At 43.5% G+C, this 23,925-nt stretch carries 22 protein-coding genes; 14 read left to right on the forward strand and 8 right to left on the reverse strand.

What is annotated here, in order from left to right:
• Window position 1: 1 nt before the first annotated feature.
• The 3 genes from moaE (at window position 2) to udp (ending at window position 2,054) form a co-directional block, all read left to right on the forward strand.
• Window positions 2–457, forward strand: a complete 456-nt coding sequence (gene moaE / locus L3V23_RS11010) for a molybdopterin synthase catalytic subunit MoaE (RefSeq protein WP_102965441.1) — start codon at window positions 2–4, stop codon at window positions 455–457.
• A 155-nt stretch (window positions 458–612) separates the two neighbouring features.
• The gene (locus L3V23_RS11015; RefSeq protein WP_042486187.1) at window positions 613–1,029 is read left to right on the forward strand and encodes a CBS domain-containing protein; all 417 of its coding nucleotides are present in this window, start codon (window positions 613–615) and stop codon (window positions 1,027–1,029) included.
• A gap of 266 nt (window positions 1,030–1,295) precedes the next feature.
• Window positions 1,296–2,054 (forward strand): uridine phosphorylase, encoded by a 759-nt coding sequence (udp, locus tag L3V23_RS11020; RefSeq protein WP_042486185.1) that lies wholly within the window; start codon window positions 1,296–1,298, stop codon window positions 2,052–2,054.
• 81 nt (window positions 2,055–2,135) lie between these two features.
• On the opposite strand, the gene L3V23_RS11025 is transcribed toward udp, so the two are convergent.
• Entirely contained in the window at window positions 2,136–2,942 is an 807-nt protein-coding gene (locus L3V23_RS11025; protein ID WP_042486183.1) for a hypothetical protein, read from the reverse strand.
• 263 nt (window positions 2,943–3,205) lie between these two features.
• Complete coding sequence (gene metG, locus L3V23_RS11030; RefSeq protein WP_102965442.1) at window positions 3,206–5,269, reverse strand: methionine--tRNA ligase; 2,064 nt, start codon at window positions 5,267–5,269, stop codon at window positions 3,206–3,208.
• A 159-nt stretch (window positions 5,270–5,428) separates the two neighbouring features.
• Between metG and apbC the strand changes: the two genes are divergently transcribed.
• The 3 genes from apbC to L3V23_RS11045 all read left to right on the forward strand — a co-directional run bounded on the left by apbC (window position 5,429) and on the right by L3V23_RS11045 (window position 9,646).
• On the forward strand, window positions 5,429–6,502 hold the full coding sequence (gene apbC / locus L3V23_RS11035; RefSeq protein WP_102965443.1) for an iron-sulfur cluster carrier protein ApbC: 1,074 nt from the start codon (window positions 5,429–5,431) through the stop codon (window positions 6,500–6,502).
• Window positions 6,503–6,710: 208 nt separating this feature from the next.
• Window positions 6,711–7,352, forward strand: coding sequence for a uridine kinase (gene udk, locus L3V23_RS11040; RefSeq protein ID WP_042486176.1), 642 nt, complete (start codon window positions 6,711–6,713; stop codon window positions 7,350–7,352).
• Between the two features lie 152 nt (window positions 7,353–7,504).
• Window positions 7,505–9,646: an AsmA family protein gene (locus L3V23_RS11045; RefSeq protein ID WP_237292340.1), complete on the forward strand. Its 2,142-nt coding sequence runs from the start codon at window positions 7,505–7,507 to the stop codon at window positions 9,644–9,646.
• An 87-nt stretch (window positions 9,647–9,733) separates the two neighbouring features.
• Here L3V23_RS11045 and cobO read toward each other — a convergent pair whose 3' ends face one another.
• Window positions 9,734–10,339, reverse strand: a complete 606-nt coding sequence (gene cobO, locus L3V23_RS11050; RefSeq protein ID WP_237292341.1) for a cob(I)yrinic acid a,c-diamide adenosyltransferase — start codon at window positions 10,337–10,339, stop codon at window positions 9,734–9,736.
• Window positions 10,340–10,424: 85 nt separating this feature from the next.
• Between cobO and L3V23_RS11055 the strand changes: the two genes are divergently transcribed.
• Window positions 10,425–10,892 (forward strand): low molecular weight protein-tyrosine-phosphatase, encoded by a 468-nt coding sequence (locus tag L3V23_RS11055; protein ID WP_237292342.1) that lies wholly within the window; start codon window positions 10,425–10,427, stop codon window positions 10,890–10,892.
• A gap of 47 nt (window positions 10,893–10,939) precedes the next feature.
• Here the strand turns inward: L3V23_RS11055 and L3V23_RS11060 are convergent, their stop codons facing one another.
• From L3V23_RS11060 to L3V23_RS11075, 4 genes are all read right to left on the reverse strand, one after another.
• Window positions 10,940–12,220, reverse strand: coding sequence for an outer membrane protein transport protein (locus L3V23_RS11060; RefSeq protein WP_237292343.1), 1,281 nt, complete (start codon window positions 12,218–12,220; stop codon window positions 10,940–10,942).
• 304 nt (window positions 12,221–12,524) lie between these two features.
• A complete protein-coding gene (locus tag L3V23_RS11065; protein ID WP_102965446.1) occupies window positions 12,525–13,820 on the reverse strand; it encodes an outer membrane protein transport protein in 1,296 nt (431 codons plus the stop codon).
• Window positions 13,821–14,062: 242 nt separating this feature from the next.
• Complete coding sequence (locus L3V23_RS11070) at window positions 14,063–14,785, reverse strand: DUF3379 family protein (RefSeq protein ID WP_102965447.1); 723 nt, start codon at window positions 14,783–14,785, stop codon at window positions 14,063–14,065.
• Entirely contained in the window at window positions 14,778–15,284 is a 507-nt protein-coding gene (locus tag L3V23_RS11075) for a sigma-70 family RNA polymerase sigma factor (protein WP_237292400.1), read from the reverse strand. The genes L3V23_RS11070 and L3V23_RS11075 overlap by 8 nt, the downstream gene beginning before the upstream one ends.
• Window positions 15,285–15,980: 696 nt before the next feature.
• Between L3V23_RS11075 and fadI the strand changes: the two genes are divergently transcribed.
• From fadI to L3V23_RS11090, 3 genes are all read left to right on the forward strand, one after another.
• On the forward strand, window positions 15,981–17,288 hold the full coding sequence (gene fadI, locus L3V23_RS11080) for an acetyl-CoA C-acyltransferase FadI (RefSeq protein ID WP_237292401.1): 1,308 nt from the start codon (window positions 15,981–15,983) through the stop codon (window positions 17,286–17,288).
• Window positions 17,288–19,411, forward strand: coding sequence for a fatty acid oxidation complex subunit alpha FadJ (gene fadJ / locus L3V23_RS11085; RefSeq protein WP_237292344.1), 2,124 nt, complete (start codon window positions 17,288–17,290; stop codon window positions 19,409–19,411). The genes fadI and fadJ overlap by 1 nt, the downstream gene beginning before the upstream one ends.
• Window positions 19,412–19,584: 173 nt before the next feature.
• Complete coding sequence (locus tag L3V23_RS11090; RefSeq protein ID WP_237292345.1) at window positions 19,585–20,133, forward strand: NAD(P)H nitroreductase; 549 nt, start codon at window positions 19,585–19,587, stop codon at window positions 20,131–20,133.
• Window positions 20,134–20,199: 66 nt separating this feature from the next.
• Here the strand turns inward: L3V23_RS11090 and L3V23_RS11095 are convergent, their stop codons facing one another.
• On the reverse strand, window positions 20,200–21,075 hold the full coding sequence (locus L3V23_RS11095; RefSeq protein ID WP_042486152.1) for a LysR family transcriptional regulator: 876 nt from the start codon (window positions 21,073–21,075) through the stop codon (window positions 20,200–20,202).
• Window positions 21,076–21,312: 237 nt separating this feature from the next.
• Here L3V23_RS11095 and L3V23_RS11100 point away from each other — a divergent pair, with 237 nt between their 5' ends.
• The 4 genes from L3V23_RS11100 (at window position 21,313) to apt (ending at window position 23,853) form a co-directional block, all read left to right on the forward strand.
• Entirely contained in the window at window positions 21,313–22,416 is a 1,104-nt protein-coding gene (locus L3V23_RS11100; protein WP_042486149.1) for a response regulator, read from the forward strand.
• A 211-nt stretch (window positions 22,417–22,627) separates the two neighbouring features.
• Window positions 22,628–22,759 carry a hypothetical protein gene (locus L3V23_RS21345; RefSeq protein WP_102940142.1) on the forward strand — a complete coding sequence of 44 codons (132 nt, stop codon included), beginning with the start codon at window positions 22,628–22,630 and terminating at the stop codon, window positions 22,757–22,759.
• 18 nt (window positions 22,760–22,777) lie between these two features.
• Window positions 22,778–23,170 carry a YbaN family protein gene (locus L3V23_RS11105; RefSeq protein WP_255209384.1) on the forward strand — a complete coding sequence of 131 codons (393 nt, stop codon included), beginning with the start codon at window positions 22,778–22,780 and terminating at the stop codon, window positions 23,168–23,170.
• A 137-nt stretch (window positions 23,171–23,307) separates the two neighbouring features.
• A complete protein-coding gene (gene apt / locus L3V23_RS11110; RefSeq protein ID WP_042486144.1) occupies window positions 23,308–23,853 on the forward strand; it encodes an adenine phosphoribosyltransferase in 546 nt (181 codons plus the stop codon).
• Window positions 23,854–23,925: the final 72 nt, after the last annotated feature.

Genomic DNA, 23,925 nt, shown 5'->3' on the forward strand with positions numbered 1-23,925 from the left:
TATGAACAGCTATGTATCGGTTCAGGTAGAAGACTTCTGCGTCGCTCAAGAGTATGAAGCGCTTTCGTCGGGCACAGATGCCGGTGCGGTCGTGACCTTCATTGGTAAAGTTCGTGACATGAACTTAGGTGACCATGTGACAGGACTGCATTTAGAGCATTATCCGGGTATGACGGAGAAATCTCTTAACGAAATCTGTGATGAAGCGAAATCACGCTGGCCACTATTGCAGTTGAGATTGATTCACCGTATTGGTGATTTAGATATCGGCGATCAAGTCGTCTTCGTCGGTGTCAGCAGCGCTCATCGCTCTGCCTCTTTTGAAGCGTGTGAATTTGTCATGGACTATTTAAAGACCAAAGCCCCTTTCTGGAAAAAGGAGCGTACAACCGATGGCACTCGCTGGATTGATTCAAGAGACTCAGATGCCAAAGCTGCTCAGCGTTGGGTGAAGTAGAGTTATCGCTGTTCCAAAGGTAAGAACGACAGATTTTTACGTAGCCATAGGTTGCAACAATCAAAAAATTGGTGAATCCCATTTAGTAAAATCAAGAAATTAGTCAACACTTAGATTAACAGCTACCTTTAAATAAGGAACCTAAGGAGACTGAAATGGATTCACTAAAAGTAAAAGATTACATGACCGTTAAAGCGGTGACCTTTACTCCTGATATGCCTTTGTCTGCTGCGCTCGATAAAGTGATTCGTTCCGATCACTTGGGCGGGCCCGTTATTGATGATAAAGAACGCGTAATTGGCTTCCTTTCAGAACAGGACTTGCTCGATAAACTGGTCAAAGTGAGTTACTTCTGTCAGGACACACATATTGTCAGTGACTGCATGTATAAAGAAGTGCTCTCTGTCTCTCCGGAAATGTCGATCATTGAGTTGGCCGATATGATGAAAGTCGGAAAGCCTAAAGTTTATCCTGTTATAGATAATGGCAAGTTGGTAGGGATTATTACGCGGCGTGATGTGTTAAGAGCAATAGGTAAAAACTTAGCCAATTGTTTTAAACATCAAGTATAAAAAGCAACCTCCTTATTCCATACCATCAATGTGATTTTCTCTCTTCAAAGCACAGTCAAGCGCTGTGCTTTTGAGTTTTCCCTTCAGCGCGCATATTAACCACTCAATAAACAATAAGTGATCTGTATCACTTAAATGTGAAACGAATGCATATCTTGCTTTTAATGGTGTGATTCCTATCACTCTATAGCTTTTAATACTGAGCTAAAGTTGTCCTGTACCTATTTATATTTATGAGCTGAATAAGCCGCATGAAGGAGCAACCTATGTCTCAAGCAGTATTCCACCTTGGTGTTACCGAAGCTGATCTTAATGGCGCAACGTTAGCGATCATTCCTGGTGATCCAGCGCGTGTACAAAAAATTGCAGAGTTAATGGATAACCCAGTATTTCTTGCAAGCCACCGTGAATACACGCTTTATCGCGCAGAACTTGATGGCAAGTCTGTTGTGGTTTGTTCTACTGGTATCGGTGGCCCTTCAACTTCTATTGCTGTAGAAGAGTTAGCTCAGCTAGGTGTTCGTAGCTTCTTGCGTGTAGGCACAACAGGTGCAATTCAACCACACGTTAATGTTGGTGACATGATTGTGACCACAGGTTCTGTTCGTCTTGATGGCGCAAGCCTTCACTTTGCTCCAATGGAGTTCCCAGCGGTTCCTGATTTCGATGTTGCGATCGCAATGAAACAGGCTGCGGAAGAGAGCGGTGCGACGGTTCACATGGGTATTACTGCTTCCAGTGACACTTTCTACCCAGGTCAAGAACGTTACGACACATTCACAGGTCGTGTTGTTAAGCGTTTCCAAGGTTCAATGAAAGAATGGCAGGAAATGGGCGTACTAAACTTTGAAATGGAATCAGCAACTCTGCTTACTATGTGTGCAAGTTCTGGTTTGAAAGCAGGTTGTGTCGCTGGTGTTATCATCAACCGTACTCAAAAAGAAATTCCAGATCACGCAACGCTGAAAGAAACAGAAGCTCGCTCAATCAAAGTGGTAGTAGAAGCCGCTCGTAAGATGCTTTAATTCTCTCTATTCGCAGCTTAACTGCGTAGAGAATGCTTGAATTTAAACGCCATACTGTTCGCAGTATGGCGTTTTCGTTTATTAAGCGACGACCAGTTTTGGCAAAGGGATGTAAAGACTCTCACTGACATCCGCCAGCATTTGGTCATAAACGTGCGCAATGCTCAGCGAGACATCTGAAGTTAGTTGATATAGCTGCTCCTGAGGAATATCAAAGGCCGGATTCTCGTGCAGCTCGCTTAGTATATGCATTGCTTTTGAACAGGCTGGTGATGCAATGGACAACGGACTGATCAACGCCAGTTGATTCAGTTTGCGGCGCAATAGGTCACAGTAATGACGCAAACGTGCGGAACCATCTTGGGTATGCATATCTTCAATTGAAATACGTAGCTGGGTCAGAGTGTCCATAGAGTCAATCACTTGCTGCCAGTTCATATGGTACTCTTCACTCAAATCTTCTCGGTTTGATTCCACTAACCAAGCCAGCATGACTTCGTCCATCAAAAACATACAGTGTCGAATGGCTTTGCCGTGCATCATTTGGTTGCGGGCAATGCTTCTGTCCTGCCAGTTATTCATCAGAGCTTTCAATTTAAGCTGCAAAACACGATACATAGGCTTGCTATCGAAATGCGATGTTGAAATCAGATGGTTCGATTTCTCATGCAGTAAATCTTGCAAATGGCTAAGCTCTGCTTCTCTTTTTTCTCCGAACATCAGTGCATGATGAGTGGCACTGCGGTGTTGTCGGCTCAAATATAACAGCTGGCGAAGATCGATCAGAAGCTCGTACTTGCGCTGCAAAGTCGATTCTCTTTGCTTAGAAAAGTAGAACATCAAACCAAGTATGCCGATAGAGATCAGCATTGAGATAATGACAAACATAACCAACTCCTTGTTGCTACCTTGTCGTAGAGACGTGACAGTCGAAACTGTGCGTCAACCAGTGAAAGGATTTTATTGTTTACTAAAGGAATTGCAGTTTTAATGCCAAGGGTTATTTTTATTTAAATCAATAACTTAGAATTTGATGGATTGAAATTTCGCACCATTGAAGTGCAAATTGAACTAAAAGTGTGAGCTGGTTCATAAAAAAGGCCCCAGCGCTTATCACGTTGGGGCTTTCTTAAAGCTGATTTTCTGAGTGATTACATCACACGCATGCCAGGCTGAGCGCCTTCGTGTGGCTCAAGAATCCATAGTTCGCTGCCACCAGGACCAGCCGCTAGGATCATGCCTTCAGACATACCGAACTTCATCTTACGAGGCTTAAGGTTTGCAACAACAACCGTTAGCTTACCCACTAAGTCTTCTGGCTTGTAAGCAGCTTTAATGCCTGAGAATACTTGGCGCATTTCACCACCGATATCCAATTGGAATTTCAGTAGTTTGTCTGCTTTTGGCACAGCTTCGCATGAAACGATTTTGGCAATACGCAGGTCAACTTTTGCAAAGTCATCAAATTCGATTTCTTCTGCAATTGGATCTTTGCTTAGCTCAGTTGCTTGCGCAGCTTCTGCTTTTTGTTTTGCAGCGACTTCAGCGGCTGCATCTTCTTTCGAAGCTTCAATCATCGCTTCGATGTTCTTAGGATCGATACGGTTGAACAGTGCCTTAAACGCTGTGATCTCATGGCCAGTTAGCGGAGTAGCGATACCTTCCCAAGTTAATTCTTGGTTTAGGAACGCTTCTGTGCGAGCCGCGAGTTCAGGCATGACAGGTTTCAGATATGTCATTAGAACCCGGAACAGGTTGATACCGACAGAACAGATATCTTGTAGCTCTTGATCATTACCTTCTTGTTTTGCCACAACCCAAGGTGCTTTTTCATCCACGTATTGGTTTGCTTTGTCTGCCAGTGCCGTGATTTCACGGATTGCGCGGCCAAACTCGCGAGCTTCAAATTGCTCTGCGATACGGTCAGCGGCTGCTACGAACTCGTTATAAAGTTCTGGTTCAACAAAGTTGTCTGAAAGCTTGCCATCAAAACGCTTAGCGATGAAACCCGCATTACGAGAAGCAAGGTTAACGATTTTGTTAACTACATCAGCGTTTACACGTTGAGTGAAGTCTTCAAGGTTCAGGTCTAAGTCATCGATACGGCTGTTTAGCTTCGCAGCGTAGTAGTAACGCAGACACTCAGGATCTAAATGCTCTAGGTAAGTACTTGCTTTGATGAAAGTACCTTTAGATTTAGACATCTTAGCGCCGTTAACAGTTACGTAGCCGTGAACGAAAACGTTGTTAGGTTTACGGAAACCAGAACCTTCCAGCATCGCTGGCCAGAATAGGCTGTGGAAGTAAACGATGTCTTTACCTATGAAGTGGTAAAGTTCTGTCTTACTGTCTTTGTTCCAGTATTCGTCGAAATCTAGGTCATCACGCTTGTTACATAGGTTTTTGAATGAACCCATGTAGCCGATTGGTGCGTCTAGCCAAACGTAGAAGAACTTGTCTTTTTCGCCCGGAATTTCAAAACCGAAGTAAGGTGCATCGCGTGAGATATCCCACTGTTGCAGACCAGACTCAAACCACTCTTGCATCTTGTTTGCAGTTTCAGCTTGAAGAGAACCAGAACGAGTCCACTCTTTTAGCATGCTTTCAAACTGAGGCAGGTCGAAGAAGAAGTGTTCAGAATCTTTCATGATTGGCGTAGCGCCAGAAACTGCAGATTTCGGATTGATTAGCTCTGTTGGGCTGTATGTCTCACCACATGCATCACAGTTGTCGCCGTATTGGTCTTCTGACTTACACTTAGGGCAAGTACCTTTTACGAAACGGTCTGGTAAGAACATCTCTTTCTCAGGATCAAACAACTGAGAAATGGTACGGCTAGAGATAAAGCCATTCTTTTTCAGTTCTAGATAGATATGTGAAGCCAGCTCACGGTTCTCTTCTGAGTGAGTGCTGTGGTAGTTATCAAAGCTGATATCAAAGCCAGCGAAGTCTTTTTGGTGCTCTTCACTAACAGCGGCGATCATCTCTTCTGGTGTCATACCCATCTGTTGAGCTTTAAGCATAATTGGCGTGCCGTGGGCATCGTCAGCACAGATGAAGTTTACAGTGTTGCCGCGTAGACGCTGGTAGCGAACCCAGATGTCAGCTTGGATATGTTCAAGCATGTGACCTAAGTGGATTGAACCGTTAGCGTAAGGAAGGGCACAAGTTACCAGCAATTTCCTTGCGGTAGAGAGTCTTGGATCGTTTGCCATACTTAATATTCGCTTTCTTGATAGGTATAAAAATTTTGATGGGTAATACTACCCCATGAGCCATCTAACTCCAAGGTGTCAAAGGTGTGATTGCCTTAGTTTTTTCGGGGTTCTGTACAGGCTTAGCAGGTGGTAGCATAGGGTTAACAAGGAGGACCTATGCGTCAATTCAGTTCAAAGCAAGATTTTTGTGATTGGTTAAACCAATTTCAGCATCCTTTTCTTATTCAAGATTGGGCTTCGCAACCAAATATTGTTTCTGTGGAAGCTCAAGGCTTTAAGATAACACTCCCTTTTGCCGCACTCTCTTTGCCTGAAGAACTTTCAAGCTGGATTGCCCAACGGCAGCAGTCAGGTGAAGTACCTTCTTTCCACTATGAGGTTACTGTTAGTCCTAAAGCGCTAGAGACTCATGTCGCTTCAGAAGTGCGTGGCGTGAAAAACATTATTGCCGTTACATCTGCTAAAGGCGGGGTTGGTAAGTCAACCACGGCGGTCAACCTTGCATTAGCGATTGCAAAATGCGGCGCGAAAGTTGGTTTGCTCGATGCCGATATTTATGGTCCTTCAGTGCCTATGATGCTGGGCCAGTTAGATGCAAAACCAGAAGTTCGTGACAACAAATGGATGCAACCGATATCTGCGCATGGCATTTACACTCATTCAATTGGTTATCTGGTGGATAAATCAGACGCGACTATCTGGCGTGGTCCTATGGCATCAAAAGCATTGGCTCAGCTTCTTACTGAGACAGAATGGCCTGAACTGGATTATCTGGTTATTGATATGCCACCGGGTACGGGCGACATCCAGTTGACGCTTTCTCAGCAAATACCAGTAACCGGAGCACTTATCGTCACGACACCTCAAGATCTGGCGTTGGCGGATGCTCGTAAAGGTGCGGCAATGTTTGAGAAAGTGGATGTGCCGGTGATTGGCATGGTCGAAAACATGAGCTATCACATCTGTAGTCATTGTGGTGAGAAAGAACATATCTTTGGTCATGGAGGAGCACAGGCGCTGGCGAATGAATTTGGATTGTCACTGCTTGCTCAAATTCCGCTCCACATCAGCATGCGCGAAGATATTGATGCTGGTAAACCAACGGTCGCCGCTCGTCCAGACAGTGAGCATGCCGCCGTTTATATTCAACTGGCTGAACGTGTTTGCGCATCGATGTACTGGCAAGGAAAGGCGAAACCTGAGTCAATCATGTTTACCATGGTTGAGTAAGTTTGGTCATTTTCTGCGATTTAAAAGACGATCGAAATGAATGGTCACTGAGTCAGGGTAGATGTAATCGTTTACTCTGACTTTTTATTGTTCAACATCAGAAATTACTGTCATTTAACGCTAATGCAAACTGGTATAACCCTTTTTAACTCCCTATAATCAGGCGGTTTAACTTAATTCCCAAAATACACGTATCGAGTGCACATACATGTCTGATAATAATCAATGCGTCATCGTTGGTATCGCCGGCGCATCAGCTTCTGGTAAAAGTCTTATAGCCAGCACAATTTACAATGAACTGAGTGCGAAAGTTGGTGACCACCAAATAGGTGTGATTACGGAAGATTGCTATTACAAAGACCAAAGCCATCTGAGCATGGAAGAGCGTGTTAAAACGAATTACGATCACCCAAGTGCATTGGATCATGATTTGCTGTGTGAACACTTAACACAGTTAATGAACGGTCACGCTGTTGAAGTACCTGAGTATAGCTACACAGAGCATACTCGTACCGCTAACACCACCACAATGACACCTAAGAAAGTCATCATTTTAGAAGGTATTCTGCTGCTGACTGACCCACGTCTACGTGAGCTTATGCAAGTAACGGTATTTATGGATACTCCATTAGATATCTGTTTGCTGCGCCGCGTGAAGCGTGATGTAGAAGATCGTGGTCGCACAATGGATTCAGTGCTGAAGCAATATCAAAAAACGGTTCGTCCTATGTTCCTCCAGTTTATTGAACCGTCAAAACAATATGCTGACATCATCGTACCTCGTGGCGGTAAAAACCGTATCGCGATCGATGTGTTAAAAGCACACATTGCGAAATTGCTAAAATCGTAATTTTGACTAATGCTTGGCATTAGCCGACTTTATTTTTTAACTGAAAAGTGGCACTTTAAGTGTCACTTTTTTTATATCTATATCGTTGATTAATTGATTGAAAATTATCGGTTAATCACAGGTGTTGATGTTTTCAAGCAAGGATTAAACAGATGAAAAAACTGTTGCTCTTGGTTGCTGTACTTGTAGTCGTCGTTTTAGGCGCAGTTGCAGCACTTGTTTTATTCGTGAACCCAAATCAGTTCAAGCCTTTAATTGTTGAACAAACGAAGAAACAAACCGGATTAGATTTAATGATTGAAGGCGACATTGGCTGGAAATTCTTCCCTTCAATTGGCTTTGAAATAGGCAAAACCGAACTGAAAAACCCACAGGGATTCACAAACCCAAATATGTTCAAAGTGGACAACGTTGGGGTGGACGTCTCCGTGATGCCTCTGTTGGACAAACAACTGGTTATTGGCAATGTTCAGCTTGATGGTGCTGAAATTTATTTAGAAACATTGAAAGATGGTCGAACGAACTTAGACAGTTTGACTAAAGCGAAAACCTCACAAGAAGTTGCTGACACGCAAGCACCAGCAGAAAGCAATAGGCCTTCTCCAACACCAGAGCAAACCAGCGGTGTTCAGGATTGGACTATTCAACTGGCTGGCGTCACTGTCAACAATGCGTTGTTGGATATTCAGGATCGTAAAGCAGGAACGCAAACCAAACTCTACGATGTTCAGCTAAAAGTGGATGAGTTCGAAGCAGAGAAGTGGACCTTAGTGAGCTTCGCTGCAAAAGGACGCAATGAGCAGCAAAAAAACAATCCGCAGAACTTTGCAGCTTCAGGCAATGCTGAAGTCAAACTGTCGAGTGATTTTGCGCAATATGCGTTACGAAATATCAACGTGGACGCGAGCTTTAGCGACCAAGCAAACAACATTGAGTCTGCAAAGTTAGCGTTGGCAACATTCGATTTTGATAAGCCAAATGCGCTAGAGTTTTCTGTAAAAGGTAAAGCTGCAGATATGATGTTAGAGGCGAAAGGCTCTAGCTCACTGGTGGTGAATAAAGAGATCACAAAAGTAGCGGCATACGGATTTACTCTGGAAGCAAATCTGCAGGGCGCAGCTTTACCTCAGTCACCGATGAAGGTTGGCATGCAATCGGATATTGCTTTTGATATCAGCAAAAGCACGCTCAATGTTGTTCTTGCGAAGTTAACGGCTAACGCATTGCAGTTTGACGGTAAACTCGATGTGGCGTTGGCGGATATCCCGAAAGTAAGATTTAGCCTGCATAGCCCAGATATTGATGTAGATGCCTTCCTTGGTAACGAGAAAGCGGCTTCAGCAAGTTCTTCAGAAACGGCTTCTGAGAAACCAGCGTCGACAGAGACCAAACCCGCTAGTACAAGCAAACAAGAGGTGGAGCCGGATCTATCTGCACTGCAAACACTCGACGTTGCCGGCGACATCACTATTGATAAGCTAAAAGCGAACAATGCGAAAATGCAGAACGTGAAAGCGGATGTTGTCGTGAACCGAGGTTTGGTGACACTGAAATCTTTTACTGCCAACTTGTATCAAGGATCAGTATCAGCAACAGCCCTAGTGGATACCAGAAAAACACCTGCCACTTATACGGTGAAGAAATCAGTTAAAGGTGTGAAGGTACAACCTATGCTGATGGATGTGCTTGATAACGATATGCTTGAAGGCACAGGTAATATAGAAGTTAACGCACAGGGTAAAAGCTTAACGCCTACAGGTATCCAAAAGAACCTTGTCGGTACAGTTGCAATCAACTTCGCCGATGGCGCTGTTAATGGTATCAACGTTGCACACTTGTTACGTACTAACTACGCCAAAATAACGGGTGGAGATGTCACTGAAGCTGACCATGTTAAGAAAACCGATTTCAGTGCGATGACAGCGACGCTCAAGCTTGATAAAGGTAATATCACGACCGATGACTTGCATATGCAGTCACCCGCTCTTCGCATCAGAGGGCAGGGTAAAGCGAACTATTTAGATGAGACGGTAGACTTCACTCTCAGCACTTCAGTTGTGGGTTCGTTGAAAGGCCAAGGTGGTAAAGACGTTGATGAATTGCGCGATGTGACGATTCCGGTCAACATCTCAGGGAAATGGTCAGAGCCTAAATACAAACTAGTGTTTGATGATGTACTTAAACAGAAAGCGAAAAAAGAAGTAGACCGAGGTATCGAGAAATTGAGCGACAAGATCAAGGACGAAGATACTAAGAAAGCGGTTGATAGCTTACTGAAAGGTCTGTTTAACTAGCTTGATTCCTCTAATAAACAAAAAAGCGAGTGGGTGTAATGTCCGCTCGCTTTCTTTTATATGAAGAAAATGACTTCAACTAGAGCTTTACCAGTCGATACCTTGCAGAGCTTTAACTCCTGCTTCAAATGCGTGCTTGGTATTCTTGACTTCGGAAACGGTGTCGGCCATTTCAATTAAGGTTCGGTGTGCTGCGCGGCCAGTAATAATGACAGACTGCATATGTGGACGCTGGCTTAGTGCTTCAACCACTTCGTCTAATTCTATGTAGCCGTAGTTGATCATGTAAGTCAGTTCGTCGAACAGAATGACATCGATAGATTCATCTTTCAGCATTCGCTTACACTCTTGCCAAACAAGTTGCGCCGCAGCTGTGTCGCTTTCTTTATTCTGAGTATCCCAAGTGAACCCTGTCGCCATAACTTGGAATTCAACGCCTAACTTTTCAAGCAAGTTTCGTTCGCCATTATCCCAAGTTCCTTTAATGAACTGGGCTACGGCACATTTTTTGTTGTGTCCAACGGCGCGGGCAATAGTGCCAAAACCGGAAGTAGACTTACCCTTACCATTACCAGTAATAATCAACAATAACCCCTTCACTTCCTGAGCGGCTGCGACTCGAGCATCTACCTGTTCTTTTACTTTTTGCTGGCGAGCTTTGTGGCGCTCTTGTTTAACGTCATCATTGGACATGACAATTCCTTTTTCAATCTGATTCTTGTGACTATGATAACTTAATGAAGCGTTGGCAAACACAGATCAAAAACAAGGAATTACAATGACAAAAATTTTAGTGGTTTGCATGGGGAATATTTGTCGTTCACCAACCGGAGAAGCTGTCTTAAGAAGTAAGGCAGAGCAATTAGGTATCGATGTTGAAGTGGATTCAGCAGGCACGATTGGTTATCACCAAGGAGCGTTACCTGATAAGCGAGCGAGAGCCGCTGGAGAGCGGAGAGGTTATTCATTTTCTGGGATGTTAGCTCGCAAAGTAACAAAAAGAGATTTTGAGGATTTTGACTACATATTGGCAGCCGATCATGAGAATTTGGAAGATCTTATGCTCATGTGTCCAAAGCAATTGCAGTACAAGTTGTCGTTATTCTTGAGCCACGGAGAATCGAACTATGAAGAGATTCCCGATCCGTATTACGGCGGAGATCAAGGCTTTGAGTTGGTATTGGATTTAGTAGAAGAAGCCAGTGAACAGTTTCTATTGTTCCTAAAAAAAAGAGGCCAGTGGTAAGCACTGGCCTAATTAAGTAAGCAAATAGCTCCTAGAAACAATAGCTTTTAGAAACGGTAGCTCGCTTGAACACCTAGCAACCAAACACTACCAGTAGTTTGACCTGTGAATTGTCCACCAACTTTTTGAGCCGAGTTATCTGACTCATAACCACGAGATTCTTTGATTGAAGCATCTTTAGCTACGATATAAGTAAAACCAGCATCAACGGTGAACTGTTCTGTAACGTCGTAGCCTGCACCAATGCTTAACCAGATACGGTCCGTTTCTGGAATCGTAATAGTTCGGTTTTGATCACTAACAGCACCCATGTCGTAAGCCACACCGCTACGTAGAGCAAGCTTTGAATCTAACTGGTAAGTCGCGCCGAGAGCGAAACGGTAGTTATCTTTCCAGTTTTCCTCTTTAACCATCTGTGTGCCTAACTTGTCCAACTCAGCTTCAAGTTTTTCGAAGCTGCTCCAGTCAGTCCAGTTGATACTGCCGTGTAAGGCAAGTTTATCTGTTACTTTATGGAAGCTGGCAATTTCGGCGGTTGCTGGCATGGTAAGAACCATGTATCCCTTATCATTGAATACAGTTTTGCCAGTGAAAATTTTTGCTGTACCAGAGAGCTTAAGGTCAACTTCTGATTTATAGGTTAAACCAACGCGGTTACTCGGGTTGATTTGCCATGCAGCACCAGCTTGCCAGCCCCATGCGGTATCTTCACCTTCCATATATTTTAGAGTGGTGCCTTGGGGTAAAGAGTAAGCATTACTTGTAGGAGCTTTCGCACCGAAGTGACCTTCGCCGATAACGTAACGCACACCACCACCGATGCTAACAGCGTCAGTCAGTTGATAACCAAGGTTGGCATTCGCTTCCATGGTTTTTACCATTGCTTCATCACCAAAGTGACTGGCTGCGAAGTTAGAACCGAGTTCGGTCTCCATACCATAGTTTGTGCCTAGAGCAAGGCCAGCAACTAGTGTTTCATTGATTTGATGAGAGAGATAAAAGTTAGGAATAACAGCATCGTTTGCGTAGTCATTAGATTCAGCTCTGCGTGAAGAGTTACCTAAAGTCACATCTCCATGTACATCAACATTCGGGTTTACATAAATTGCGCCCGTTGAAACTTGAGTACCCTTTAGGTAAGTAAGCATTGCAGGGTTGCGCCATTGTGCGCTGGCATTATCTGCCATAGCGGCTTCACCTGCGTAGGCGCGGCCTAGACCAGTTGCCGAGTATTCGGCAAGTTGAAAACCTGCAGCATGAGAAAGAGTTGGTACGCTAGCCAAACTAGCAGCCACCGCTAGAGTAAGGAGAGTCTTATTTGTTTTCATTTTAATTTAATGTTCGCTGAAATTTTAAAAAACTGAACGGTAAAGTCTAAAAGTGAAATTTACGCATGAACAATGAAAAGCAATTTATAACCGATATATGAAACAATATTCTAAAAATATAATTTAATTAAAATTTATGACTGGGTTGTTATGGGTGGGGATGAAATTTCAGCGTACACGTGTAGGGGTTAAGGAGGGTTTTAAGACACAGGTGTGCGCTTAAAATAAAAAAGATTATTCGGAAATATGTAAAAAAGGGCTGGTAAACCAGCCCTTTAGCGTTTGTGTTGTTTCTAACTATTGATTAGAAAGAACGGCTGTATTGTAAGCCTATTAAGATTGCATCTGCGTGAGTTGTACCACTAACCGATGTGTAAGCATAGTTTGTTGGACTTGATGTTGAAGGTAGTACTAACTCTTCTTTAACATATGTGTCTTTACCTAACAGATAAGTAAAGCCAAAGTCTATGTCAGACTGTTGATCAATGTGGTACGTGAAACCAGCAGAGAACCATTGACGATCAGAGTCAGGTACAGAGATAGATGTTCTTGAATCTTGTGCGCTGGTGTCATACATATAGCCAGCACGCAGAGTCCAAGCGCTGTTTAGGTAGTAAGTACCACCAATTGAGTAGTGCCAGCCATCTTGCCATTCGTATTGTTTTGCGTAGCTCTTAGAGCTAGCAGCTAGTGCGGATTGACTTGCATTTAGGTTTTCGAAGTCAATTTTGTCAAATGCACTCCAGCCGATCCATTGAACACTATAGTGAACAGCAAATGACGTATCTTTAATTTTGTGGAATCCAGAAAATTCTGCGATATCAGGCAGCGGTAGTGTGATTTCTTGACCGTAATCGTCTTTTGCAGTGAATTCTGGGCTGTAGTGATAACCAAAACCAAAGCGGTTGTCTTCATCTAACTCGTAAACAGTACCTAAGTTAAATCCAACTGCCCATCCGTCTGCTTTGTCTACATTCAATAGAGACGTAGTCGTTGAACCTGGTACGTTACGCTTCATCGTACCTTGTCCATAGATTAAATCTAGACCTGCGCCAAAGCTTAGTTGTTCATTTACACGGTAAGAACCAGCTAAACCAAAGTTAAAGCTTTTAACATCAGTAAGACCGCCGTATTCAGTAGCTTTGTAGCTATCTGAAAACTCAGTTTTTGTACCAAAGTTAGTGTAAGCATTCACGCCCCAAGCAAACTTGTCGCTTACTGGAACAACTAGGTGAATATTAGGTGCTATAGATGTTCCGCCAACATCATCGTAGTCAGCGTTAGAAGATGTTGCACCTAAAACAGTACCCGTAGAACGATTATAAGCACCACTGGTATAAGTAGCATCTTTGACGTCAATTAGAGTAGTAATCGACTCGAAACCTAGAGAAAGTTCCATTTTGTCGAATAGTGCCATCGCTGCAGGGTTACGCGCCATTACTGAAGCGTTATCTGCGATTACGGCATCACCAGCAAATGCACGGCCTAGGCCAGTTGCTGATTGAGCGTTGAGCTGGAAGCCAGCAGCCATTGCTTGCTGCGTAGCTAGTGTTACTGTCACTGCTAACAGTGAACGTTTAAACAGACGCGTCTTGTTCATGTGTTTTTCCTTTTTTGTATAGCCTCTAGTGGGCTTTTTTGAGCAATTGCTCAGTTGGGGCTGATCCTAGTACCTAGTCTACAATATAGAAATCCGACCATTGTCTAATTGGACGAGAAAATTGCAGAAATGGTGGATAACTGACATGAATTTGTAAGAAATAATGATTTATTAGAGCTTTAACTCTAGTAAAAATGCAATAAGCCCACACTATTTGCGGGCTTATTGTCTATTCAGGTTGGTTATTTCTGAGGGCTTAGTAAAGGTAGGAGGTTATCTGCAATTTTACGGATGTTTTCACTACTTTCACCAACGATAATTAGACTTTTATCGCCGATTGACTCGACCATTCCAGACATTCCATCTTTATCAAAGTGTCCGCTAATATCGCTCTTAACGCCTGCAAGAAACAGTGTAACTTTGCCGCTATCACCTTGGAAAACCATATGCAAAGCGTTAGATTGTCCAAATCCGCAGTGATTTAGGTAGTAAACATGGTACGGGAAGTTCTCGGTGAACTTATAGGCAAAAGGCTGTAATTTTGCATTGATCTGTCTAGAGCTGACTTGTTCGTCAATATTTGACACAAAGCCTTCTTCATCGACCACATGTTTAATGGCGATATCAACCAAACTTGCCTGTGCTGGTGGAACGATGAGTTTCCCCCAGTTAACTTGTCCTGCAACCAAACCGAATACAAAGGCGATAGATGCCGCCATTGCCATTGCTTTACGAGCAAAGTTAACGGTAGTTACATTATCCGCGTGTGAACTTTGATTGAACAAAATTCTGTCGGCTAACCCTTCGGGCACATCAACTTTCATAGCATCAGCGATTTGTGCGTCGAGCTTTAACACATCATCTAAGAACTTTTGGTTAGCCTCTTTGGATAATGCACCAGCGTATTCGCTGTTTTTCCGTTTCGGTTCCGACATGACGCGGCGGCGAAATTCTAAATCATCCATTTTGCTGCCCTCTAAAGTTTTCGGAAGAATCCAACATTTCTTTTAATTGATTACGAGCTCGGAAAAGACGAGTCATAACGGTATTTTGATTGAGTTCGAGAATCTCGCTTATCTCTTCACCGCTAAAACCGCCAATGATCTGTAAGAACAGCGGTTCGCGATACTCATCTTCCAATTTCATGATCTGTTTTTGCAACCATTCTCTCTGGTGGTGAGCATCGTCTGAAACCTTTGCTTCATTTCCGTGTGTCTCAATATCAACTAAATCAAACTGTTTGCGCTCAAAGCGGCGCGCATTTTCTCGTCTCAGTATGGTAATGAGCCAAGATTTAGCAGCTTTTTCATCTTGCAAGCTTTCGAGTGATTTCCAAGCTCGTAAGCAAGTTTCTTGCACCAAATCTTCGGCCACACTTTGGTCTTTGCATAACCAATAAGCGTAGCGATAGAGATCGGTGTGATAAGCGCGCACAAGCGCTTCGTATTTTCTTTGTCTATCCATACCGTTATTGACCGGATGGTTAGCCGATTTCTTTCCAAATATTTTAATTATTGACACTCGAGTCTCCGGTGGCTTCGTAGTGTGATATTTCAATTCATTCCAAATTCGAAACTAAGGTGAGCACTTAGCCACTGAAATGGGTATTCAGGCTCTTTTGGGTAACGATGTTTTAGCATTGATGTGGAAAATTATGCTCAAAACAACTTTTCGACGAAATTAATTTCGTTCTTCTCAATAAATCACATTAAAATTGATCTATTTCAAAATCTATTGCTCAGGAGCAGTTATAGTTGTTCACGTCATCTAGTTAGTCCTTGTGACTAGCATGTTGAGCAAGATGACACTTCCTTTTGAAGGCTGACTTTACTTTCTCCTAATCAGGAAACTGATTATTTTCAATTGGCGTAAGTTAATTGTTTTACTATATATTCCGACCACACAGATTTGTGTGGTTTTTTTTTGCTTTCAATTCCTCTTTTTGAAAATATTTATTTCCTTTCTCACTCTTCAATCACTTTTAAACCATTCAAGACAAGTTGATATAGCTGATATAAAGGTTAGCAGAGCTTAAGCAGGAATACTTGTTTCGCTGCTGATATCACGTTTTCTAAACGCTTGTTTGATTGTATTAACAATCTCGTTACAATGAGCAGGTCAGACCTCTTATTCTAAGGAAAAGTAATGGGTAAACAGATAATGGGCAAACAGGAAGTCAAAACGCGTTCGGGTGAACGTGTCGCTATCGTCGCAGGTCTAAGAACCCCTTTTGCACGCCAAAGTACAGAGTTCAACCAAGTTCCCGCTGTTGATCTTGGAAAGATGGTGGTAAGTGAATTACTTGCTCGTACGAATATCGATCCCAAGTTGATCGAACAGGTTGTGTTTGGGCAAGTTGTTCAAATGCCAGCTGCGCCAAATATTGCGCGAGAAATTGTACTTGGTACCGGTATGGATATTAATACGGATGCTTATAGTGTGACGCGAGCATGTGCAACCAGCTTTCAATCAGCAGTGAACGTTGCAGAAAGTATTATGGCTGGCACGATCGACATCGGTATTGCGGGTGGTGCGGATTCTTCATCGGTACTGCCAATTGGCGTTTCAAGAAATTTAGCAGCGAGTTTATTGGCATTAAGTAAAACCAAAACAATCGGCCAAAAACTCAAAGTACTGAAATCACTATCGCTCAAAGACTTAATGCCTGTACCGCCAGCCGTTGCGGAGTATTCAACTGGGCTTTCCATGGGACAAACCGCCGAGCAAATGGCAAAAACCCACGGGATTTCTCGCGCTGATCAAGATGCATTGGCACATCGCTCACATACACTCGCTTCAACTGCTTGGAGTGAAGGCAAAATTCAGGGCGAAGTAATGACTGCTTTTCCTGAACCTTATAGAAAGTGGATCGAACAAGACAACAACATTCGCCATGATTCGACTTTGGAAGGGTACGCCAAATTGCGTCCTGCCTTTGACCGTCAATATGGCACAGTAACCGCAGCCAACAGTACTCCTCTTACTGACGGCGCAGCAGCCATTATCTTGATGCGTGAAGGTAAAGCGAAAGAGTTGGGGCTGGAGATTATGGGTTACATCCGTTCTTACGCGTTTTCCGCTATTGGTGTTCAACAAGACATGCTTATGGGGCCATCCCATGCAACGCCTATCGCGTTAGATAGAGCAGGCATTACGCTTTCGGATCTTACCTTGATTGATATGCACGAAGCTTTTGCTGCTCAGACTTTGGCGAACTTAAAAATGTTTGCCAGCGATAAATTTGCCCAAGAAGTGTTGGGGCGTGGCCAAGCGATTGGTGAAGTAGACATGGATAAATTTAACGTGCTTGGTGGATCCATTGCCTATGGTCACCCATTTGCGGCGACAGGTGCACGGATGATCACTCAAACACTTCGAGAGTTAAAACGCCGTGGTGGTGGTCTTGCATTGAATACGGCGTGTGCCGCAGGCGGACTGGGTGCAGCTATGATTTTGGAGGTTGAGTAATGAGTGAGTCGAAAGCGTTCCATCTTAGAATTGATGAAGACAGTATTGCTTGGCTTGCCATCGATGTTCCGGGAGAGAAAATGAATACTCTGCAATCTGCGTTTGCCGCAGAAATGCAAGAGGTGTTCACGGAACTGAATCAGTCAAAGAATCAAGTAAAAGGGTTGATCATCCACTCTTTGAAGCCAGACAACTTTATTGCTGGCGCCGATGTTCGAATGTTGGATTCTTGTACTTCTGCAAAAGAAGCGCAGGAGTTGGCGACCCAAGGTCAACAGATGTTCCAGCAACTGTCTGATCTCCCATTTCCTGTTATCGCTGCGATTCATGGCCCATGTTTGGGTGGCGGTTTAGAGCTTGCTTTAGCGTGTGATTACCGTGTGTGTAGCGATGACGACAAAACGCGTTTGGGCCTGCCGGAAGTGATGTTGGGTTTACTTCCAGGATCTGGCGGTACACAGCGTTTGCCTCGATTGATTGGCTTACTGCCGTCATTAGATCTGATACTTACGGGTAAACAATTACGTGCAGCGAAAGCGAAAAAGTTGGGTGTTGTTGATGCTTGCGTACCAAATAGTGTGTTGTTGGATGTTGCAAAGCGTTTTGTGAATGAAAAGAGTAAAAAACGCAGCAAAGGCAAACTGACGACGAAAGAAAGATTGATTTCGCGAACTCAGCTTGGTCGTAAGTTTGTGTTCGAACAGGCCTCTAAGAAGACGGAACAAAAGACGCGCGGTAACTATCCTGCGGCGAAAGCGATATTGGAAGTCATTCAATTTGGCTTAGAAAAAGGCATGAAAGCAGGGCTTCAGTTAGAAGCGGAAAGATTTGGTGAGTTAGTGATGACGTCCGAATCGAAAGCTCTGCGCTCTATCTTCTTTGCGACTACGGAAATGAAGAAAGAAAACGGTAGTGATGCTGAGCCAAGAAGAGTCGAGCGAGTGGGTGTATTAGGTGGCGGTTTGATGGGCGCTGGTATCAGCCACGTCAGCGCATCAAAAGCCAAAGTGCCGGTTCGCATTAAAGATGTCTCGAATGACGGAGTGCTCAATGCACTCAAATACAACTACGGATTATTCGAGAAGCAGCGTAAGCGCCGTATTCTGAGCAAAGCTCAGGTTCAGCACGAGATGATGAAGTTGTCTGGGGGCACTGACTTTACCGCGTTCAACTTGACTGACGTGGTGATAGAAGCGGTGTTTGAAGACTTGGAACTCAAGCAATCCATGGTTTCAGACATTGAAACTCATGCTAAGCCAACGACAATTTTTGCGACCAATACATCCTCATTGCCGATTCATCAAATCGCTGAAAAAGCAGCTCGCCCTGAAAATGTGGTTGGTTTGCATTACTTCAGCCCGGTTGAAAAGATGCCTTTGGTTGAGGTGATACCGCATGCAACTACTTCCGATGAAACAGTATCAACTGTAGTGGCACTTGCTCGCAAACAGGGTAAGACACCGATTGTGGTTAAAGATAAAGCAGGCTTTTACGTTAACCGTATTCTTGCTCCTTACATGAATGAGTCAGCACAAATTCTAATGGCAGGTGTGCCGATAGAAGAGATTGATACTGCGCTGCTAAACGCAGGGTTCCCTGTCGGACCTATTACCTTGTTGGATGAAGTTGGTATCGATATTGGCGCGAAAATTATTCCGATATTGGTTAAAGAACTTGGCCCTCGGTTCCAAGGCCCAGAGGTTTTCGACAAGTTGCTTAACGACAACCGTAAAGGTCGTAAGTCTGGCAAAGGCTTCTATATCTATAAAGGCAGTAAGAAAAAAGAAGTCGATAAATCAGTCTATAAGCTACTGAATTTGAAACCAGAGTCTCATCTCAGTGAGAGTGAAATATCATTGCGCTGCATGTTGCCGATGTTAAATGAAGCAGTACGCTGTTTAGATGAAGGCATCATTCGCAGTCCAAGAGATGGTGATATTGGCGCTATATTCGGTATTGGTTTCCCTCCGTTTTTAGGTGGACCTTTCCGCTATATGGACCATATCGGTCTTCCTAAGCTGGTGGAAATGATGAATAAGCATGCCGAAAAATATGGCGACAGATTTGCGCCTTGTGATGGTTTGCTAACTCGCGCAGGAGTTGGTGAGACTTTTTATTCATAACGTCTTCTATCTATAGACCTTCTATTTATAAGAAGGAAAACAACGTCGGCGAAGCAAAAACAGAAAGTGAGGTGAAAACCTCACTTTTTGCATTGATGAGAATAAAAATTTCTATGCTAGGATTGGTTTAAATTTATATCTTCAACAAATTAAGCACTTAAGAAGGACTTATCATGGATGCTCTTGAACTGCTGCTCAATCGCCGCTCTATGGCCAAGCTTGTTGCTCCGGCTCCAGAAGGCAAAGCTTTGGAAAACATTATCCGTGCTGGGTTACGCGCACCGGATCACGCAAACCTGACCCCTTGGCGTTTTGTTATTGCGCAGGGGAGTGGTCTTCATAAACTTTCGGATGTTTTGGTTAAAGCCGCGATTGCTGATAACAATGATGAAGCCGCGGTAACTAAGATGAAAAATGCGCCTTTCCGAGCTCCTATGGTAATTACTGTGATTGCCAAAGTGACGCCTCATGAAAAAGTGCCTGCGTTTGAACAGCACTTGTCTGCGGGTTGCGCTGTGCAAGCGATGCAAATGGCTGCAGTTGCACAAGGTTTTCAGGGAATATGGCGTTCAGGCAATCTAATGTTCCATCCTGAAGTGCGAAGCGCTTTTGGTTTGCAAGGGGAAGATCACGTAGTCGGTTTCCTTTATCTGGGGACTCCAGAAGTAAGTACGATGAAAGTGCCTGAGCGTGAACTCAGTAAGTTTGTCGAGTTTCTATAATCTTTAATAACAGGAAGTAGAGATAAGCAAAAAGGGCCGAATGGCCCTTTTTTTAACGCAATTGTTTTAATGCAAGTGGTAGGCGATTACAAAATCGATAAAGAGACGCACTTTTTCTGGAAGGTGGTCTTTATGGTTATACAGCATATAGATATCGCGCGGATTCGCACTCCACTGGTCAAGTACTCGAACTAGACTGCCTTCGGCAATGTATTCGGTGATCATGACGTTCGGCATCAGGGTAATACCTAACCCCTCAGAGCAAGCAATGCGAACTACATCTAGAGTGTTGGCTTGGAAACGACCTTTATCTAAGTTAATAACCGTTTCGCCTTCCGTGTTGGTGAGTTGCCATTTCAGTAAAGGATGTCCTTTAAGCAGTGAATGTCGACTCAGCTCTTCCGCATGTTTAGGAGCAGGGTTCTTAGCTAAATAAGTCGGGCTTGCAACCAAAATATCTTTTACTTCACTGATTTTGCGGGCAATTAAGCTTGAGTCTCGTTGTGGGCCAATTCTGAAAATGACATCCCACTCGGTTGGATCAAGTTGGTCTGCTTGATTGCTAGTCGTCAGTTCAATATTAATTTCTGGGTACTGCTTCATAAACTCATTGAACATCGGCATCATCAAACGCTTAGTCAGGTTTGAAGGTGAAGAGATCTTAAGTTTGCCAGATGCGCCACGGCACTCGTCAGTGATCTCTTCCGCCATTGAAGCCAAACGGTGTAAGAGAGGAGAGCAATCTTTGAAGAAACGCTCTCCAGCTTCTGTAAGAGAGAGTTTACGAGCGTGGCGATTAAGAAGTCTCAAGTTCAATGAGTCTTCAAGTGCTTGAATGCGTCGAGTGATCGTAGCAACTGGAATCATCGTTTTGCGAGAAGTTGCCGTGTAACTTCCATTCTCGACCACCAGTCGAAAGAGATTTAGATCGTCTAGTTTCATTTTTCCTGACACATTATTTTACGAATTTGCTTAACTTATACGGATATCTGAAAGCAAAGGTTGAGTCATGTCAACTTGTTTGACGATTTTGAGACATTGCGTACATATAGTATGCAACTAGACCTGAAAGTGGAATATTTGTATAAATCCTTTTTACTGACTACTTTTTAAATAACGAATTCACCTGCTTTGAAGTCAACGTCATTGCATATAACAAACGCATAGTGGGGTTAGGCTATGTACAAAACTCATCCACGTATGGATCCGCAACCGATGGCGGAGTCTGTACACAAGAAGCTAATCATGTTGGTTGATGATGACCCCATTTTTAGACGTATTACGAGTGGCTATTTGTCGGCACAGGGTTATGAAGTGATGGAGGCCGAGAATGGTTTGGATGGACTTAGAAAGCTAAGAACCGTTGAGCCTGATTTGGTCCTGTGTGACTTGTCTATGCCTGTGTTAGACGGCATAGAGTTTGTGGAAGAAGTCAGTTTAGAGTACCCATCGCTACCATTGATCGTTGTTTCAGCAACTGATGAAATGTCGGATGTGGCAAAAGCCTTACGTTATGGGATTAAAGATTTTCTGGCGAAGCCTATTGGTAACCACGCTCACCTAGGTTGTGCAATAGAAAGCACTTTAGAAGATTCCAACAACCACATTGTTGACCAACGTGATTTTTCCAGCCAATGGTTCCGTGTTGACGGCGGTGGCGATGTGCCCGAAGAGCAAGAGTTGCATTGGCATCTGGACTTTCTACGTTCAAACCCAAATGCAGCCCGTGATTTGTTGCACGCGTTGCTGCCTGAAAACGACACTTCACAGGGTGTATGGAAGTGCAGTTATCGCCTTCTTCAGTCTACGGATACAATGCCGTTAGTCTTTGACTATGCGTGGCTGATGAATGGTCAGTTTGCTTTCTATTTGGTTGACTCAGCGACGAACGATGAAGACAACGTTGCGAGTACATTATTGGTGAGAGCACTATTTCATGACTACCTGCGTAACCTACGCAGTTTCAGCGCGGATCTCAAAGACTTGGCTGACATCTTGGAAAAAGGGCTAGAGTGTTCGCCTTGCGCGCAACCAGTGTCTGCACTATTTGGTTTGGCTGACTTAACGGACGGCACACTGTCCATTTTGCCAGCAGGGCTGGACAGCCAGTGGTCAAATGGTTACATGACGCAACATATTTCTGCTGGCGTGAATCTTGGTGAAAATTGCATGAAAAATTTTATTACCAAAGATCTTCTGATTCACGGAGGATGCCAGCTTTCTTTGGGTAAGATTGGGGTAAGTAGTTTTTCTCTTGATATTCATCGTGGTGCCGAAGCATAAGGCTTCGGCACTTACACTTAGTAATTTCAGCTTACACTTATACATAGTGTGAGCCTTGTATCTGCCTATCAATAACCACACAATTACTCTGTGTTTAAGTTGAATTGTTTAAGGTATAGTCTGCGCCGAAAACAATGATGCATCAATTCGTTTACTTGTCATTAACGAGATGCAATAACAAGACTCAACACACAAGCTCAGAGACGTACCCATGGCAGATAAAGATTTTAAAGAACCATATAACGTTTTATATTTTTTAGGTTTTATTGCAGCCCTATTGATCCCAACGCTTCCAGCAACATTAACTTGGATTCGCGTATTTAGTGGATACGAGGGTTTCTAACTATTCAGAGGTTTCACCATCAGTATTCGTCGCTACACATATAATATTGTTGGTGCTGTGAGTGTATGCCTAGGTATTCTGGGCATCATCCTTCCTTTGCTACCAACCACACCATTTATCCTGTTAGCCAGTGCTTGCTTTGTCAGAGGAAGCCCACGCTTTCACACTTGGTTGCATCAACACGCCTTATTCGGCCCCATTTTAGAAAATTGGCATCAGAATCGAGCGGTTTCCAGAAAAGTGAAGATTCGGGGAACCATATTTATCGTTGCCAGTTTTGCATTCTCTATCTGGTTTGTGCCTCATATTTGGTTAAAACTTCTACTGTTTTTTGGGCTTGTGGTATTGATCACTGGGTTTCAGCGCATACCTACCTACGAGCTGGTTGCTAACCAGCAAGAAAATCACTAGCATTAGCGGGAAGTGTGCCCACTCTTCGTAGTGGGCGTTTGTTTTTTCGGCGCTATGAAATATTAATTTAGGGTGTGCCGGAATTTTAATACCAGTACATAGATTCTTGTACTGAATGAACCGAAGTTAATTTAGTTATGACAACCGAAACTCTTTCACTGATCAAATCAAGCATCAAATCAATTCAAGACTATCCAAAGCCAGGAATCTTGTTCCGTGACGTAACGAGTCTGTTGGAAGATGCTCAAGCATATCAAGCAACTATTCAGTTATTGGTTGATAAGTACAAGGATATGGGATTTACCAAGGTTGTAGGTACAGAAGCTCGTGGTTTCCTTTTCGGTGCACCACTAGCTCTAGAACTAGGCGTAGGTTTTGTACCAGTGCGTAAGCCGGGTAAACTTCCTCGTCAAACCATCGCTCAATCTTATGAATTGGAATACGGTACAGATGTACTGGAAATTCATGTCGATGCTATTAAATCTGGCGACAAAGTACTTGTTGTTGATGACCTGCTAGCGACAGGCGGTACTATTGAAGCGACAACTCTTCTGATTCGCCAACTTGGCGGCGAAGTAGAACACGCTGCATTTGTTATCAACCTACCAGAAATTGGTGGTGACAAGCGTTTAGAAGGTTTAGGCTTAAACGTTTACAGCATTTGTGAATTTGAAGGCCACTAATACCTTTTCAGTTGTCGGACAGTTTGGTTTCTAACAGTCCAGTGGCTGAATAGACTAATTAGGTATAAACAT

Origin of the sequence: Vibrio sp. A1-b2 (assembly GCF_021726015.1) — a bacterium.
GTDB classification, from domain to species: domain Bacteria; phylum Pseudomonadota; class Gammaproteobacteria; order Enterobacterales; family Vibrionaceae; genus Vibrio; species Vibrio diazotrophicus.

Excerpts from the sequence above, each read along its gene's own strand:
- moaE (WP_102965441.1), top strand. The coding sequence starts at position 2 with ATGAACAGCTATGTATCGGTTCAGGTAGAAGACTTCTGCGTCGCTCAA.
- L3V23_RS11015 (WP_042486187.1), top strand. The coding sequence starts at position 613 with ATGGATTCACTAAAAGTAAAAGATTACATGACCGTTAAAGCGGTGACC.
- udp (WP_042486185.1), top strand. The coding sequence starts at position 1,296 with ATGTCTCAAGCAGTATTCCACCTTGGTGTTACCGAAGCTGATCTTAAT.
- L3V23_RS11025 (WP_042486183.1), bottom strand. The coding sequence starts at position 2,942 with ATGTTTGTCATTATCTCAATGCTGATCTCTATCGGCATACTTGGTTTG.
- metG (WP_102965442.1), bottom strand. The coding sequence starts at position 5,269 with ATGGCAAACGATCCAAGACTCTCTACCGCAAGGAAATTGCTGGTAACT.
- apbC (WP_102965443.1), top strand. The coding sequence starts at position 5,429 with ATGCGTCAATTCAGTTCAAAGCAAGATTTTTGTGATTGGTTAAACCAA.
- udk (WP_042486176.1), top strand. The coding sequence starts at position 6,711 with ATGTCTGATAATAATCAATGCGTCATCGTTGGTATCGCCGGCGCATCA.
- L3V23_RS11045 (WP_237292340.1), top strand. The coding sequence starts at position 7,505 with ATGAAAAAACTGTTGCTCTTGGTTGCTGTACTTGTAGTCGTCGTTTTA.
- cobO (WP_237292341.1), bottom strand. The coding sequence starts at position 10,339 with ATGTCCAATGATGACGTTAAACAAGAGCGCCACAAAGCTCGCCAGCAA.
- L3V23_RS11055 (WP_237292342.1), top strand. The coding sequence starts at position 10,425 with ATGACAAAAATTTTAGTGGTTTGCATGGGGAATATTTGTCGTTCACCA.
- L3V23_RS11060 (WP_237292343.1), bottom strand. The coding sequence starts at position 12,220 with ATGAAAACAAATAAGACTCTCCTTACTCTAGCGGTGGCTGCTAGTTTG.
- L3V23_RS11065 (WP_102965446.1), bottom strand. The coding sequence starts at position 13,820 with ATGAACAAGACGCGTCTGTTTAAACGTTCACTGTTAGCAGTGACAGTA.
- L3V23_RS11070 (WP_102965447.1), bottom strand. The coding sequence starts at position 14,785 with ATGGATGATTTAGAATTTCGCCGCCGCGTCATGTCGGAACCGAAACGG.
- L3V23_RS11075 (WP_237292400.1), bottom strand. The coding sequence starts at position 15,284 with ATGGATAGACAAAGAAAATACGAAGCGCTTGTGCGCGCTTATCACACC.
- fadI (WP_237292401.1), top strand. The coding sequence starts at position 15,981 with ATGGGCAAACAGGAAGTCAAAACGCGTTCGGGTGAACGTGTCGCTATC.
- fadJ (WP_237292344.1), top strand. The coding sequence starts at position 17,288 with ATGAGTGAGTCGAAAGCGTTCCATCTTAGAATTGATGAAGACAGTATT.
- L3V23_RS11090 (WP_237292345.1), top strand. The coding sequence starts at position 19,585 with ATGGATGCTCTTGAACTGCTGCTCAATCGCCGCTCTATGGCCAAGCTT.
- L3V23_RS11095 (WP_042486152.1), bottom strand. The coding sequence starts at position 21,075 with ATGAAACTAGACGATCTAAATCTCTTTCGACTGGTGGTCGAGAATGGA.
- L3V23_RS11100 (WP_042486149.1), top strand. The coding sequence starts at position 21,313 with ATGTACAAAACTCATCCACGTATGGATCCGCAACCGATGGCGGAGTCT.
- L3V23_RS21345 (WP_102940142.1), top strand. The coding sequence starts at position 22,628 with ATGGCAGATAAAGATTTTAAAGAACCATATAACGTTTTATATTTTTTA.
- apt (WP_042486144.1), top strand. The coding sequence starts at position 23,308 with ATGACAACCGAAACTCTTTCACTGATCAAATCAAGCATCAAATCAATT.